The 15,092-nt window shown below is 61.1% G+C and carries 15 protein-coding genes; 7 read left to right on the top strand and 8 right to left on the bottom strand.

What is annotated here, in order from left to right; genetic code table 11:
* Window positions 1–46 precede the first annotated feature (46 nt).
* The 4 genes from EIC84_RS02025 to EIC84_RS02010 form a co-directional block, all read right to left on the bottom strand.
* Window positions 47–1,054, bottom strand: coding sequence for a LysR family transcriptional regulator (locus tag EIC84_RS02025; RefSeq protein WP_003063000.1), 1,008 nt, complete (start codon window positions 1,052–1,054; stop codon window positions 47–49).
* A 266-nt stretch (window positions 1,055–1,320) separates the two neighbouring features.
* The gene (locus EIC84_RS02020; protein ID WP_003063002.1) at window positions 1,321–2,121 is read right to left on the bottom strand and encodes an amino acid ABC transporter permease; all 801 of its coding nucleotides are present in this window, start codon (window positions 2,119–2,121) and stop codon (window positions 1,321–1,323) included.
* Window positions 2,118–2,780: an amino acid ABC transporter permease gene (locus EIC84_RS02015; RefSeq protein WP_003063004.1), complete on the bottom strand. Its 663-nt coding sequence runs from the start codon at window positions 2,778–2,780 to the stop codon at window positions 2,118–2,120. Before EIC84_RS02015 ends, EIC84_RS02020 begins: the two co-directional genes overlap by 4 nt.
* 3 nt (window positions 2,781–2,783) lie before the next feature.
* Window positions 2,784–3,686, bottom strand: a complete 903-nt coding sequence (locus EIC84_RS02010) for a glutamate ABC transporter substrate-binding protein (RefSeq protein WP_003063006.1) — start codon at window positions 3,684–3,686, stop codon at window positions 2,784–2,786.
* A 192-nt stretch (window positions 3,687–3,878) separates the two neighbouring features.
* Between EIC84_RS02010 and EIC84_RS26525 the strand changes: the two genes are divergently transcribed.
* The 4 genes from EIC84_RS26525 to EIC84_RS01995 all read left to right on the top strand — a co-directional run bounded on the left by EIC84_RS26525 (window position 3,879) and on the right by EIC84_RS01995 (window position 7,269).
* A complete protein-coding gene (locus tag EIC84_RS26525) occupies window positions 3,879–4,007 on the top strand; it encodes a hypothetical protein (RefSeq protein WP_003063008.1) in 129 nt (42 codons plus the stop codon).
* A 366-nt stretch (window positions 4,008–4,373) separates the two neighbouring features.
* Window positions 4,374–5,399 (top strand): tripartite tricarboxylate transporter substrate binding protein BugE, encoded by a 1,026-nt coding sequence (locus EIC84_RS02005; protein WP_003063010.1) that lies wholly within the window; start codon window positions 4,374–4,376, stop codon window positions 5,397–5,399.
* Window positions 5,400–5,489: 90 nt separating this feature from the next.
* Window positions 5,490–6,917, top strand: coding sequence for a M20 family metallopeptidase (locus EIC84_RS02000; RefSeq protein WP_003063012.1), 1,428 nt, complete (start codon window positions 5,490–5,492; stop codon window positions 6,915–6,917).
* Window positions 6,918–7,125: 208 nt separating this feature from the next.
* Window positions 7,126–7,269 carry a DUF3149 domain-containing protein gene (locus EIC84_RS01995; protein ID WP_012837967.1) on the top strand — a complete coding sequence of 48 codons (144 nt, stop codon included), beginning with the start codon at window positions 7,126–7,128 and terminating at the stop codon, window positions 7,267–7,269.
* Between the two features lie 125 nt (window positions 7,270–7,394).
* Here EIC84_RS01995 and EIC84_RS01990 read toward each other — a convergent pair whose 3' ends face one another.
* Both EIC84_RS01990 and EIC84_RS01985 read right to left on the bottom strand, forming a co-directional pair.
* Entirely contained in the window at window positions 7,395–7,616 is a 222-nt protein-coding gene (locus tag EIC84_RS01990) for a SlyX family protein (RefSeq protein ID WP_003063015.1), read from the bottom strand.
* A complete protein-coding gene (locus EIC84_RS01985) occupies window positions 7,613–8,809 on the bottom strand; it encodes a PLP-dependent aminotransferase family protein (RefSeq protein ID WP_003063017.1) in 1,197 nt (398 codons plus the stop codon). Before EIC84_RS01985 ends, EIC84_RS01990 begins: the two co-directional genes overlap by 4 nt.
* A 299-nt stretch (window positions 8,810–9,108) precedes the next feature.
* Here EIC84_RS01985 and EIC84_RS01980 point away from each other — a divergent pair, with 299 nt between their 5' ends.
* From EIC84_RS01980 to nth, 3 genes are all read left to right on the top strand, one after another.
* A complete protein-coding gene (locus EIC84_RS01980) occupies window positions 9,109–10,626 on the top strand; it encodes a collagen-like triple helix repeat-containing protein (RefSeq protein WP_003063018.1) in 1,518 nt (505 codons plus the stop codon).
* Window positions 10,627–10,758: 132 nt separating this feature from the next.
* Window positions 10,759–12,468, top strand: a complete 1,710-nt coding sequence (locus EIC84_RS01975) for a ShlB/FhaC/HecB family hemolysin secretion/activation protein (protein ID WP_012837965.1) — start codon at window positions 10,759–10,761, stop codon at window positions 12,466–12,468.
* 89 nt (window positions 12,469–12,557) lie between these two features.
* Window positions 12,558–13,214 carry an endonuclease III gene (nth, locus tag EIC84_RS01970; protein ID WP_003063022.1) on the top strand — a complete coding sequence of 219 codons (657 nt, stop codon included), beginning with the start codon at window positions 12,558–12,560 and terminating at the stop codon, window positions 13,212–13,214.
* Window positions 13,215–13,269: 55 nt separating this feature from the next.
* On the opposite strand, the gene cobT is transcribed toward nth, so the two are convergent.
* Together cobT and EIC84_RS01960 are read right to left on the bottom strand one after the other, a co-directional pair.
* Window positions 13,270–14,382: a nicotinate-nucleotide--dimethylbenzimidazole phosphoribosyltransferase gene (gene cobT, locus EIC84_RS01965; protein ID WP_003063024.1), complete on the bottom strand. Its 1,113-nt coding sequence runs from the start codon at window positions 14,380–14,382 to the stop codon at window positions 13,270–13,272.
* A 183-nt stretch (window positions 14,383–14,565) separates the two neighbouring features.
* The gene (locus EIC84_RS01960) at window positions 14,566–14,994 is read right to left on the bottom strand and encodes a hypothetical protein (protein WP_003063026.1); all 429 of its coding nucleotides are present in this window, start codon (window positions 14,992–14,994) and stop codon (window positions 14,566–14,568) included.
* Between the last annotated feature and the right edge of the window lie 98 nt (window positions 14,995–15,092).

Genomic DNA, 15,092 nt, shown 5'->3' with positions numbered 1-15,092 from the left:
AAGGACTCGATGGCCTAGGGTGTTCAGCTTGCTTGCCGATGCCAGCCTATGCGGACGCAGGTACTGATGCATGAGGCAGCTCGAGCCGATGCCAGAGCCTGAGCATCTCCTGCAGCAGCGCTGGCGCATGGTCTGTGCGATACACCGCGCCCAACGGCGGCAAACCGCCCTCCATACGCACATCCAGCGCACGCACACGCCCCTGGGAACGCAGTCCCGGCAGAATGCTGCGGGGCACCAGTGATACGGCCCCAGGCTGGGTGAGCAGGCCCTCGAGCACGGGCAGGGACACCGTGGAGGCCGGAAACCAGGAGGCATCCTCCAGCACGGGCAGCACCTCGGTCTCCACGATATTGCGCACCGCGATGCCAAAGCTCGGCAGCACCCAGCGTGCGCCCCTCAAGGCAGGCAGCGGCACATCGCGCCGCCCGACCAGCGGATGATCAGCATCCGCAATCACCACGGCGGCATCCAGCAGCAGCGGCTCGAAGGAAAACTCCACCGGCAAAAGCTGGGGCTGGCGACAGAACACCACATCGAGACCGGAGGCCATGAGCTGCGACAGCAAAGGGGCGCTGGCATCCTCATGCACATCCACATAGACCTGCGGGTGTGCCTCGTAAAAGCGTGGCAGCAGCTGTGAGAGCACCGAAAGCGCAGCTGCCGGAATGGCCCCGAGGCGTAACGCTGCCGAAGCCCCGCGACGGATGGAGGCCAGCGATTCGGACACTTCCTGCAATCCCACCAGCATGCCGCGTGCCGCATCGATCAAGGCCTGGCCTGCCACTGTGGGCCGCATGCCGCGTGCATGGCGCTCGAACAGCTTGATATCCAGCACCCGCTCCAGCTCGGCCAGGGCTTGGGTAGCCGCTGACTGGCTCATGCTCAGCTCCACTGCCGCCTGCATGACCGAGCCGCATTGCTGCAAAGCCAGCAAAAGCTGCAACTGACGCAGCCGCACCTGCTTGACCATACGGGAAAAGAGCAAGCGGCCCTCGGGGCTTGCAGCCCCTGCTCCGGCCTGTATCTGAGAAAAAGACGAGTCAGCAGCCATGATTTCAACGGATGTCGATCGCTTCCACAAAGTTCGTTGCAGCATCTCGCCAACGCCGGCACCGAACACAGCCCGTGTTCGAGAGCGAGCCGCTCGCATCGAGCACCGAAGTGAGCATGATTCGGATGGTTTGCACGCATCCGACTATGCATTCACTCCCGCTTGAACGGTCGGAGGAAACGCCGCGACACCGCATTGTCATGCAATTGCCCCGTCTGCGGATGACAGAGCGCCGTACCAGCCGCCCGCGAACCACCCGAGAGCGGTCAATGCATGGGCCTACCTAGTCGCTGGCTCGCCTTTGAAATCGCATAGTTCACAAGGCAGTAAAGCGCCGCCACAACCAGGTACACAGGCACCAGCGAGTGGTAGTTCGCTATCAGCACCTTGGCGTTCTGCATGAGCTCACCATAGGTAACGACATAGCCGAAGGTGGTGTCCTTGACCACAATGACCAGTTGCGCAACCAGTGCCGGAACGATGTAGCGAAGGGCCTGAGGAAAAACGACGAAGAAAAAGACCTGGACTTCGGTCAAACCCAGGCTTCGCGCGGCGTCGGTCTGGCCGCGCGGAACGGCTAGCACGCCCGCGCGGTATACCTCGGCAACCACGGCTGCGGTACTCAGGCCTATGGGCAAGGTCAGCATCCAATAGGTGCTCAGCTTGATCCCGACCGATGGCAGCACCAGAAAGCAAACATAGATGAGCAGCAGCGTCGGCGTGCCGCGCAGGAACTCGATGACAGCAATGCTGGGCCAACGCATCAGCCTCAGCCGCGACAGCCGCCCCAGCAGCAGCACCAGCCCGAGGGCCAGAGCAATGACGGCGGCCATCGCCGACGATGCCAGCGTGCCGAGCAGACCTTTGGCAAGAAAGCTCCAGGTCGTCGGCCAGGCAAAGAATTCCCAATACGGGGCATCGAGCTGCCCTGCCGAATGGAAGCGGAACACGATGGCCACCGCCAGCAAAAGCAGCACGGCTGCGGCGATCACGCTCACCGCGTTGGCGACGGCCCGGGCCTGGGGGCCCGGCGCAGCAAACAGAATGTCCTCCAGAGAGCGGCTCATCGCAGTATCCGCACTTTCTTTTCCAGAGCTGCGCCGGCCCAGGCGATGAGCAGGCCTGTCACCACATACATGGTGGCAGCCACTGCGAACGCGGCAATGCCGAGCGCCGAGTCGTTGGCGATCTTGGATACGAGCGCAGTGAGCTCCCGGCCTGGAAACGGCAACTGCGACGCCAGAGATGTCGACAGCATCAATGCAATCAGCAACGAAGTCATCGGCTGCACCACCGAACGCAGCGCCTGCGGCAAGACCACGGCAGAAACAATCTGCAGCGGCCGCATGCCCAGGCTGAGTGCTGCCTCAATCTGGCTGCCGGGAATGGTGTTGATACCCGAGCGCAGGTAATCCGCCGTGAATGCGGAGCAGACCAGCGTCAGCGTCAGTATCACGCTGGGCTCATAGTCGATCACGATGTTGAGATCGGGTAGCGCGAAAACGATGAAGATCAGCAGCGCTACGCTGGGAATATTGCGGAAGATCTCGACGTAGACGGTCAGAGCCAAGCGCAACGGCGGCAATGGCATAAGCCTAAGCACCGCGACGACCGTACCCAGCATGACCCCGGGCACAAAGGACACCACCGTGAGCTTCCATGTCAGCAAGAGGGCCTGCCAGAAGGCAGGCCCATAATCGGCCAGGAGCCTGGAAACCTCACCCATTGTTCAAGGCAGAGCAGGCGGCGTCGGAACAGTCGTGCTACCGGTACGCTGCCCTATGGAGATAGTCCAAAGTTTGGCCCAGGTACCATCAGCCTCCAGCTTCTTCAGGAAGGCATTGATGAATGCTACGCCGTCCGAGCCCTTGGGCAGTCCAACTCCATAGGGGTCCTGCGCGCCGAATGGCGCACCCGCCAGCCGCGCGTTGCTGGTGCCAAGGCTCAGGGCGTTGAGCAGCAGCGTGTAATCAGTCACGTAGGCATCCACGCGCCCCTGACGCAGTGCATCGAGGGCTTCCTGATGTGTCTGAAACTCTTGCACGACAGCCTTGGGAGCATATTGGGCCAATATCGCAGGCCCCGTGGAGCCCGCTTGCGTGGCCACCTTCTTGCCGCCCAGGTCGTTGTAAGACTGAACCGTCTTGTTGTTCGACTTGACCAGCACGCCGGACTGCGATGTGTAGTAAGGGCCGGCAAACGAGATCTTCTCGGCGCGAGCAGGAGTGATGGAGTAGGTGGCGAAGACCATGTCCACCTGATTATTGATAAGCACCTGCTCGCGCGTGGACGAGGTCACCTGCGTGAACTGGTACTTGGCGGCGTCGCCCAGAATGTAGCGAGTGATGAGCTGGGCCAGACCCAGGTCAAAGCCGCGGATCTTGCCGTCTTTCTCATTGAGCAGCGAGAAAAGATTCGAGGTTTGCGTGCTGCCGAGGCGCAGCGTGCCAGCCTGTTTGATCTTGCTGGCCCAGGTGCTCGATGCGATGGTCGCCGCATCGGCCACAGGCCCTTGCACAACCAGTGCGTCATAGGCCGCTGCATTGATGGGAGTGCCCTGTGCGAAAAGCGACCCACCGGTCACGATCGTCAGTGCCACCACGGTGGATTTCAGAATGGATTTGATCGACATGCGGTCTTCTTGGATGGTCTGCGACGCGAATCAATATAAAGCAGCATTTGTAATGCGCGAGCCGCTCGTCCGAGCGTAGCCACCATTGTGCACACAATACAGCCCTTGTGCCCCAACAGGCCACGACGCCGCCAACAGTCCCAGGCCTTGCCTAGCACTCATTCGAGAGTCTGACCCGGCCGGCGTCCAGCTATGAATCCTGGCAAGCAGTCTGAACTCAAGCTCGATGCAATTTCTGGCGTCCATGCCGGCCAAGCAGCACCTGCCGCGGGCAAGGCAATATTGCAGCCGCTCGATCACACCGCCAAGGCAACCTGCTGATAGAACCTCGACGGCAGCTTTCAAGTCATCAACTTGAGAAGTCGAAACCACCGCTGTCGCCGAGCGTGAGCAAATACACACAACCCCTAAACAGATCCAGCGATATTGAGCGGCATCTCTGTCCCAGGCACTGTCCATGGCAAACATGATCAATGATCGCGAGAAATACAAGGGTTTTTACTAGAAGCCATCCAGCCCCACAGAGAGAGGCGCACCCGAGGTATCGACAAAGCTTATAGCTAACCGCAAATAACATGTACTGCCCAGGCTCCGGAATTTCTATATTTCATTCCCATGACGGCAGAAGTTCGTGAACAGCACTGATGGTGCAGGCACGCATCGGCCGATATCTTTCAGGAGCCCTCCATGCCCATCTCTTCACGCACTCGCGGCTGCACAAATGGCCTCAATCGCAGCGTCGGCCTGCTCTCGCTGGCGATTGCCAGCTCCTTGTGGACCCTGGCTGCGCCGCAGGCGCTGGCTGCTGACGCCTATCCAAGCAAGCCTGTCAAGCTCATCGTGCCTTTTGCCGCCGGCGGCTCCACCGACATCGTGGCCCGCGTGATTGCCGAAGGCATGCGCACCACGCTGGGGCAACCGGTGATCGTGGACAACAAGGGCGGCGCAGGAGGACTGATCGGCAGCGAGGCCATCGCCCAGGCAGCTCCGGACGGCTACAGCATTGGCATGGCTACCGTGAGCACAGCCACCATCAACCCCCTGCTCTACAAACGCGCCAGCAAGATTGAAGGCAAGCTGCTGCCAGTTGCCAATCTGGTGACCATGCCTTCGGTCTATATGGCCCACCCCAAGATGGGCGTGAACAACTTCAAGGACTTTCTCGCCAAGGTCAAGGCCCAGCCCGGCACCTACAGTGCCGGAGTGCCAGGCCTGGGAACGCTGGGACATCTGATGGTTGCCTCGTTCAACGAAACCATGAAGACCCAGATCCAGATCGTGCCCTATCGCGGCAACGGCCCTGCACTCAATGACGCCTTGGCCGGCATGGTTCAGATCATGACCGACCAGTTGCCCTCGGCAATGCCACAGATCAAGGGCGGCAAGCTGCTGCCTGTGGTGGTGGCCTCACATGGCCGCTCACCCGACCTGCCCAATGTGCCGACCTTCAAGGAACTGGGCTACGACGAACTCAACGAACTGGGCATCAGCTGGTTCGGTCTGGTCGTCCCCAGCAACACACCGGCCCCCATCGTGAAGCAGTTGCAGGATGCGGCTGTCAAGGCAGTACACCTGCCCGAGGTGCAAAAGCACCTGAAGAATCTGGGCGCGACGGCGACCGAGGCAGCGCCCTCCCAGTTCCCGGCCCAGATCGCCGCCGAACTCAAGCGCAACAAGGCCCTGCTCGACAAGGCCGGCGTCAAGCCCGAATAAGAGCCTGCCCTGCAGCCGGCGCTCGCTGCAGCCGGCCGGTTGCTTCTTCATGCCCTATCTTCTTCACCACAGCTCAAGGACCCTTTTGCCATGCAAGCGATGAGCGCCCTGCAGGATTTTTTTCAACGCGAGACACCACGCATGACGGCATTGGCCGACCAGATCTGGTCTCTGGCCGAGCTGCGCTATGCCGAGAACGCTTCGGCCCAGCTTCACATCGATGCGCTGCAGCAGGCTGGTTTCCGCATCACGCGCGATGTGGCAGGCATCCCCACCGCCTTCATGGCCGAATGGGGCGATGCAGGCCCGGTCATTGCCTTGCTCGGTGAATACGACGCCCTGTCAGGCCTGAACCAGCAAAGCGGTGCTCTGGTTTGCACCCCGTCCACCGACAGCCCTGGTCTGGCCGGCCACGGCTGCGGCCACCATCTACTGGGAACTTCTGCGCACTTTGCCGCTATTGCGCTGCAGCAGCACCTGAAAAGCACCGGCACGAGCGGACGCGTGCGCTATTACGGCTGTCCAGCCGAGGAAGGCGGCTCCGGCAAGACCTTCATGGCCCGCGCCGGCGTGTTCGATGATGTGGATGCAGCACTGACCTGGCACCCAGCCAGCTACACCGGTCTGTTCAGCCAGAGCACGCTGGCCAATATTCAGGCAAAGTTTGTCTTCCATGGCAAGGCATCGCATGCCGCGCACTCGCCCCACCTGGGCCGCAGCGCCTTGGATGCAGTGGAGCTCATGAACGTGGGGGTGAACTATTTGCGCGAGCACATGCCCTCGGACGCCCGCGTGCACTACGCCGTCACCGATAGCGGTGGTCTGTCGCCCAATGTCGTGCAGGCGCGCGCCGAAGTGCTGTATCTGGTGCGGGCAGCACGCAACCACGAAGCCGCCGAACTCTATGAGCGCGTTCAGAACGTGGCGCGTGGCGCCGCACTGATGACGGACTGCAAGCTCGAAATCATCTTCGACAAGGCCTGTTCCAATCTGCTGCAAAACAGCACGCTGAACAGCGTGATGCATGCGCAGATGCAGGCACTGGGACAGTTGCAAGCCAATGCACAGGCGCATGCTGTTGCCGGCCAGTTCCAGGCCACGCTGGACAAAAACGATGTCGATGCCGTCAGCCGCCCTTTGGCCAGCGTGCTGCGCGGCAAGGTGCCGGCCATTTTTGAAGGTCTGACTCCCTACGACCCGAACGCCAAAGACATCATGTTCGGCTCCACCGACGTGGCCGATGTGAGCTGGATCACGCCCACGGTTCAGGCCTGGGTGGCCTGCTATGCTTTCGGCACACCGCTGCACTCCTGGCAGATGGTGTCGCAGGGGCAGTCCGGCCTGGCTCACACCGGCATGGTGCACGCCGCAAAAATTCTGACCGCCACCGCTGTGGAACTGTTCGCCCAGCCCGAGTTGCTGGAACGCGCCAAGGAAGAACTAGTGCAACGCCGTGAGGGCAAGCCCTATGTCTGCCCTATTCCAGAAGAGGTAGCCCTGCCCTTTTTGCGAAAGTAAGTTGGCAACGCCTCCCTCCTCTGAAAGGAATTTCGGCAACCTCAAAGCAAAAGCCCCTGAAAACGCCCGCCAGGATTGAGGATTCGCCATGCTTGCTCTGCCTCAAAGCGGCTGCGGTCAAAGCTTGATGCAGCACAAGCCCCCGGCCAGGCCGAGCGGCCATAGTGAGACATGCCGCAAGACTGCGGAAACTCAACAGGGAGGCACCATGAAGCTGATGATCGATCTCTTTTCAACCGACTACGGACTGATGAGCCTGGCCGTGATTTTGCTGATCATCGTCATGGCCGCTTTCTTTACCCGCCTCTTTCTTGGCAAGATGAAGAACGTTGCCAGCACCCCATTGGAGTAAATCCAAACTTCATAGCACGCTGCGCATGTACTGCCTTGGGTTGCTGGCGATATGGTGCGGTTTGAGTGCAAAAAAGGCCGGAGCTTTCACTCCGGCCTTTTTCTTGACCGCATCGCCCAGCGTGCTCAGTAATGCGGCGGCAACTCGTCGCGCAGATTGCGCACCATCGCGCCCCCGCCTTCTGGCGCTTGGCGCTTGAGTTCCCTCACCTCGTTGATCAACAGATCGATCTGCTGCTGCTGGCGGTAGATCGTCATATTGAGTTGCTCAAGCAAATCCTCGGTGTAGCTGGCCTTGATCTCCAGCTCCATGATTCGCTCTTGCAAGGCTTCGTGACTGTCGCTCATGACTTCAGCGCCTTGGCAAGACGAGCAATGCCTGCGCGAATCTTGTCCTCGTCAGCCGTGGCAAACGAGAGGCGGAAGGTCGCCGTATCGGGGTTCTGTGCATAGAACGGAGCGCCCGGTACAAAGGCCACGCCCTCTTCAATAGCCTTCTTGGCCAGCACGGCCGCATCCGCCAATTGGCCACGCGCGCCCGTCAGACGCACCCACATGAACAGGCCGCCGGCAGGCTGCACGAACTCGACGGCATCGCCCAGTTGCTCGCGCAGCGCATCGCCCATGGTCTCGGCACGCTTGGCATAGACCTCGCGCACATGGGCCAGGGTCTTGGGCATGGCGCCGGACTTCAGATACTGGGCTGCAGTGGCCTGGGCAAAGGTGCTGGTATGGGCATCGCTGAACTGCTTGCACATCACGGCGCGAGCAAGCAATTCGGGATGTGCAATCAGCCAGCCGATACGCAGACCGGGGCTGAGCACCTTGGACAATGAACCGCAGTGAGCCAGCCACTCTCGGCTGCCAGGAACTTCGCGCGTCAGCGACAGCAGGCTGGCAGGAGGCGCTTCATTGAAGTACAGATCGCCGTAGGGGTCGTCTTCCACCACCAGAGTCTGGTACTTGACGGCCAGCTCCAGCACCTTTTTGCGGCGTTCCAGGCTCAGCATGGCACCACTGGGATTGCCGAAGGTCGGGATCAGATAGACCAGCTTGGGCTTGTGCTCGGCAATCAGCTTTTCCAGTTCGTCGGTCTTCACACCATGCTCGTCCACAGGGGCGGAGATCACCTCTGCGCCATAGAGGCGGAAACACTGAATCGTGGCCAGGAAAGTGGGGCCTTCGACGATGACCTTGTCACCCTCTCCCACCATGGTCTTGCCCAGCAAGTCCAGTGCCTGCTGGCTGCCGGTGGTGACGATGAGTTGATCGGGCGCCACATCGGGCACGCCCTTGCCAGCCATAAAGGACGACAGTTGCTCGCGCAGCGGCTGGTAACCCTCTGTCGCACCGTACTGCAATGCGGCTCCCGCCTCCTGCTGCAGGGCTGCCGCGGAGGCAGCGCTGATGCCCGCTACGTCAAACATGGCACTGTCCGGAAAGCCGCCCGCAAAGCTGATGATGCCTGGCTTGCCCAGCAGCTTGAAGAGTTCGCGGATCGCAGAGGTTTCTACGTTATCGAGTCGTTTGGCAAATTGCATACGTTTTCTTGGTTAAAGCGCTACGGGAATCTCGTCGCTGCTTGAGCGGCAGATGCCCATTGTGGCGTGCGAATCGCCCCAGAGACAGGAAGTGGCTTTTATGTAGGCGCTATTCCATGCTGCAAGTAATCAAACTCCTACCAAACTACAAAAGTTGATAGCAATTGTTAATTGCGCATAACTTCGTGTCTCAAACTTTGAATTGGACAGCGCCAAGGCTCTGACAAGAACATACGCCTACCGATCAACGGACCGCGTATTTGACGGATTTTTTCACTTGTTTTTGGGATGGAGGATTTATGCGTACTACTACTTTTACCGGCAAGGCACTGTCTGTTGCCATTGACGGCAAAACCCCGTTGAGCCTACGCAGCCTGTGTGCCGTAGCCTTGGTTGCCAGTCTGGCTGCCTGTGGCTCTAGCGGCTCTCTGCGCAGCGACCTCGGACCCGACGGCACCGGCGGTGGAGATGTTGTTGCCGGAGGCGGCACTGGTGGTGGCACCGGCGGCGGCACTGGTGGCGGTACCGGAGGTGGAACTGGCGGTGGAACAGGTGGAGGCACAGGCGGCGGTACTGGTGGTGGCAACACCGGTGGCGGTGATGGCGGCACGGGCAACCCGCCTGTGGCAAGCACTCCGCTCACGCCGGTGCGCGACACCGTGGCGGATGTCACAGGAACGCTTTCCGGAACAAGCGGCGTCATCAGCGACGTCAACAACATCGTGACCTCCACTCTGGGCACGGCCACCAACGGCACGCCTCTGAGCGGTGTGGCCCAGCCGGCCGGCGGCATTCTTGGCAATGTGAACAATGCCGTCAGCAGCGTGGGTAGCGGCGTCAGCGCAGGCCTGGGCCAGATCGGCAAGACGGCCGACCCCATAGGCACCACCTTGCAAGGCGTGGCTCCTGCTGTCGGCTATCTGGGCGCTGCGGTCACTTCGGCAGGCAAGACGGTCAGTGCGCTGGACACTCCTCAGCTTGGCGTGGTCGGCGATGTGGCGGGCCTGGCGGGCGGCACGGTGCAAATCCTGGGCACCACCGTTTCCGGCGTCGAGGGCACGGTGGCAAAGCTGACCGGCAACCCGCTGGTCTCGGGTCTTACGACCCAGGTCAGCCAGGTCGCCACACCGGTACTGAGCACCGTCCTGGGCACCACCCAGAATCTGGTTCAGACCACTGGCCTCGGCCAGCCGGTTAACAGCTTGCTGGGCACCGTTGGCGGCGTCGTCAATCATGTGGGAGCTTCCGTCACCAGCACCGGGGTTCCTATTGTTGCTCCGCTGGGCGGTGTGGTCTCGGGCGTCGGCCAGACCGTGGCCGGCCTGGGCGGCGTGGTGACAGGCCCCGGCACACCTAGCGGCGGCCTGCTCGGTGGCGTACTTGGCAATGTCACGGGCGGCGCAGGCGGCCCCGCTGGTGGGCCAGGCAATATTGTCGGCGGCGTGCTGGGCGGCGTCACGGGCCTGGTCGGTGGCGTGACCGGTGGAGCAAGCGGTGGTAGCCCTGTCGCAGGAACAGGCAATCTGGTCGGAGGCGTGTTGGGCGGCGTCACAGGGCTTGTCGGCGGTGTCACGGGATCGGCAGGCGCTCCAGCAGGAGGCAGCGGCAGTGCAGGCACTGCGGTGACAGGCCTGGTCGGCAACACCGTTGGCGCAGTCACAGGCCTTGTGGGCGGTGTACTTGGCGGCGTGACCAATGTCGCTGCAGGCGCAGGAGCAGCAGGTGGTGCAAGCACCTCGGGCGGCCTGCTGGGTGGACTGCTGGGCGGCAATCTGGCGCTCGGCCTGGGCGGTGGAGCGGTAGCCACCAGCAAATAAGGCGAACGGCGGTGGTCTGTGCACCGCTTGAGCCTGGCCCGCCTGCAGGCGGGCTTTTTTACGACAGCCCCATACCCAGTTCTGGGGATGTAGGGAACAATGAGAGTCATAAAAATAGAATAGGAGGGACTTTTGCAGTCAAAAGCAAAACCACAGGGCCGCATCGGCCCCAGGATTCAGGCGTTGGCACTTGCGGCCTGGGCTCCTCTAGCCTGGTCACAGCAGGGCGGCAATCCGCTCAACAGCCTGCCCCAAACGCCCGAATCGGCAAGGAATCTGCAACAGCAGCCCAGGCAGGTTCCGGTGCAGATAGACAAGCCCCAGCCAAGTCTTCAGGACCTCATCAACCTCCGGGTCGCAGTACGTGGCGTCAATGTGCAGGGAAGCACGGCGATTCCTTTCGAAGAAGTTAGCGCACTTTTCACACCCTTCATCAATGGCACGCATACGGTGGGCGAGCTCAATGCCGCAACCCAGAAGGTCAGCGAGCTGTATCAACGCCATGGCTACGCCCTGTCTTTTGCCTACCTTCCTCCGCAGGACTTTGCCAATGGCGCGGTGCAGGTCATCGTGGTCGAAGGCTATGTGCAGAGCTTGAATCTGGAGGGAAATTTCGGTCGCTCCGAGGACCAGATACGCGAAATTGCCCAGCCGCTGCTCAATGAGAGGCCTTTGACCACCAAAACCTTTCAGCACCAGACCCAGCTGATGGCACGCCTTCCAGGAGTGCAGATCACCGCGTCGGCCAATCTGCCGACCACCACCGATGGTGCAGTGCCCCTGGTCATCAAATCCAAGCACAAGCCCATTGCAGTCACCGTCGGGGGCGAGGCGCGCAAGCCAACGCCGCGCATCATTGCCTCCCTCACCCTGAACGACCCTCTGTGGTCAGGCAGCCAGCTTCAGGCTTCGGCGATGTTGCAAAACCCCGACAAGGAGCGTTTCGGCAGCATCGGTTTCACTCAGCAGCTAACGCCCGAGGGCACGCAGGCACGTGTCAGCTATTCCGACTACCGCAGCTTCAACCCGCCGGCAACGCGCATTCCCGGCATTGATGACCTGACACAGCAACGCAAGCTGGACTTCAATATCAGCCACCCATGGATCTTGAGCAATACCACCCAGCTCAGCACCACGGCGGGTCTGTATGCCATCAATTACAGCCGTGAACTGGCCGATAGCCAGGCCTCCCTGCTGCGCGAGGAAAAGGTTCGCACGCTCTATGCGCAAATGGCCTGGGCGTCCTTTGGCAAGACCACCACCCGTTCGGCGTCGGTCCTGCTGGCCCACGGCCTGGACAGCCTGGGGGCCTACAAGAATCTGGACCTCTACTATCGGCAGGGCTTGCTGCAAAAGCTTGAAAACCCTGCCAAGCTGGACTTCACGCGCATCACCGCCGACTATGCACAGCGCCATCGCTTCGCGAACAAGATGGGCGCCGCTTTTGCCGTGGGCGGGCAATACAGTGCCGACATTCTTCCCATCCCGGAGAAAATCTCCTTTGGCTCTACCCGCTTCGGCCGCGGCTATCAGGCTGGCGAGTTCTCGGGCGACTCCGGCATGGGTGCCAGTGCCGAACTCAACTACCAGTTCCTCATCAACCAGGCCTGGATCAAGTCGGCTGAGCCCTATCTGCTTTACGAATGGGCACGCACGCATCAGCAGACCAGCGGAGTCAAAGGCAATACGCTGCGCTCTGCCAGCCTGGGGCTGCGCCTGTCCGACAGCCGCCACTATGCACTGGACCTTGCCATGAGCAAGCCGCTGGGCGATCGCTCTGTCAACAATCCCGATAGGGAACTGCGCTACAGCCTTGTATTGAGCTACAACCTGGATCCCTGACTTGCTGCGACTCCGCCCGCCGAGCCGCTGTGTAACGCCGCGGCTTTTTCTTTGTTCCGCCCCCTGAACGACAAGCCACAATATCGCCCATGAAGAAAAACGATATAGCGCCGTTTTTTGCTGCGCTCAAGGCCGCCAACCCCACGCCACAAACCGAGCTGGAATACACCACGGTGTTCGAGTTACTGACCGCCGTGCTGCTGTCTGCCCAGGCCACCGACGTAGGGGTGAACAAGGCCACGCGCAAGCTTTTTCCTGTTGCCAACACTCCGCAGGCCATTCTGGATCTGGGGCTTGAGGGGCTGGAGAGCTACATCAAGACCATAGGCCTGTACCGCAGCAAGGCCAAGCATCTGATGGAGACCTGCCGCATGCTGGTTCAGCTGCATGGAGGCACAGTACCCAGAACCCGCGAAGAGCTGGAAGCCCTTCCCGGCGTAGGCCGCAAGACCGCCAATGTGGTGCTCAACGTGGCTTTCGGTCAGCCTACCATGGCCGTGGACACGCACATCTTCCGCGTCAGCAACCGCACGGGGCTGGCACCCGGCAAGAATCCGCTGGAAGTCGAAAAGCAGTTGCTCAAGCGCGTACCCGACGAATACGCGGTGGACTCCCATCACTGGCTGATCCTGCTAGGCCGCTATGTCTGCCAGGCGCGCAAGCCCCGCTGCTGGGAATGCGTGGCTTCAAAATACTGCGATTTCACACCCCAAACCCCGGCACCGGCAGCTGGAAAAAAGAGCTGAAAACGCCTCAAACGAATATCCACAAAGCGCTTGCAGCTATATTTTTTCAAGTTCCTCAGCTCTTGCCGCTGACGCCGGCCGATTCAAAACTGGCCATTTCGTTGAGCATGGTGCAGGCCGAGCGCAGCAGCGGCCAGACCAGCGCCGCGCCAGAACCCTCGCCCAGGCGCAATTGCCAGTCCAGCATGGGCTGGGCCTGGAGGTGAGCCAACATACGAGCATGACCCGGCTCACCCGATCGGTGCGCATACACGCAGCGCTGCAGCACATGGGGTTGAAGACGGCTGGCCACCAGCACGGCGGCCGTGGTGATGAAGCCATCCACCACGATCAGGCGGCGTTCTGCAGCGGCCTGCAGCACGGCTCCCGTCATGGTCGCAATCTCCAGTCCGCCCATAGCTGCCAGCACGGCCAGGGGATCTTGCACGTCGACATGCAGATCCAGCACCTGACGGAGCACGGCGATCTTGCGCGCCAGACCTTCGCTGCTCAGGCCCGTGCCCACCCCGGTCACCTCCTCTATCGGCTCGCCGCACAGACGCGCCAGCAGCAATGAAGCGCTGGATGTATTGCCTATGCCCATCTCGCCCAGCAACAGCGCATTGCCCGGCAGTTTCTTGACCACTTCCCCGCCATTGCGAAGCGCCATCGCACATTGCGCTTCGCTCATGGCCGGCCCCTGGCTGCAGTCCGCCGTGCCATAGGCCACCTTGCGCCGCCACAGGCGTGGCTCATGGGCCTTGGGAAGCTTGTGCGCAGGATCCTGCTCGCGCACCTCAAAGTCGCGGGCCACGCCGCAGTCCACGACATTCAGATCAATTCCGTTCTGCAGAGACAGCACGCTTACGGCCGCGCCGCCAGCGAGGAAGTTTTCCACCATCTGCCAAGTCACATCGACCGGATAGGCCGACACACCCTGAGCAGCCAGTCCATGATCCGCAGCGAACACCACCATCTGCGGTGCATACAGATTGGGAGTCTCGCAACCCACGATGCCGGCAATGCGCAAGGCCAGTTGTTCCAGCACGCCCAGCGATCCCTGGGGCTTGGTCTTGAAATCCAGGCGATGCTGGACGCGGGCTTGCAGCGCCGCGTCATGGATGTCCTGCACCTGCGGACAGGACCAGATGGTGGACGGTAGGAATTCGGAAAAAGAAGCGGAACTCATGCGTGCAGTCATTCCCGGTGCATCAGGCCTGAGTGCCATCCACCACCGGGATGCGGAAGGCACGTTTTTGGGATCCTGCAAGTATCGCGCTTTCATCGGCGCCGCAACGCCAAGTTCAACGATTGCTCAGAAGCTGCATGAAAAAAGGCCCCTAAGGGCCTTGGCGGAAGACGCGGCAAAGCCTCAGCGAATGACTTCCTCAACCGTGATTTCGCGCAGAATGCCTCCGTCCTTGACCGAGCCGCTGACCGCGCCATCCTTGACACGCGCCATACAGGCCTGCTGGTCGATTTCGGTCTTGAACACACCGCAACGGGCGTAGGCATTGCGCTCGTACTGGCTGATGCCCTGGCCGTCGTCGAGCTTGCCCTTCTTGGCTTCGGCACTTGCCGCCATCGCCTCGCGTGAAGACGAATTGCTCTCGCGCATGGAACGCTGGCCCTTGTGATGATGGCGATGGTGGTGCTTTTTCATCGCGGGCTTGGCCGCATCCATCGCAGCTGCTTCAGCCGCCGGCTTGGCTGCATCCACCTGTGCGCTGGCCATGCCTGCCAGCGACAAAACCGCCGCACCCAAAGCTAGTTGAAGAGTCTGAACCTTGAAAAAAGCCATACGCAACTCCATTCCAAAAAGTGAATAGCTCGGTCAGCTTGCACGCACTCTCAGGCAGGGCTTATCGGTTCAGCGGCTATGAGTCCGCAGGATCAATC

The organism is Comamonas sp. A23 (assembly GCF_004522605.1).
Classification (GTDB): Bacteria; Pseudomonadota; Gammaproteobacteria; order Burkholderiales; family Burkholderiaceae_C; genus Comamonas; species Comamonas thiooxydans.
Note: the sequence above shows the minus strand (reverse complement) of the source record. Positions and strands in the feature narration are given on the sequence as shown.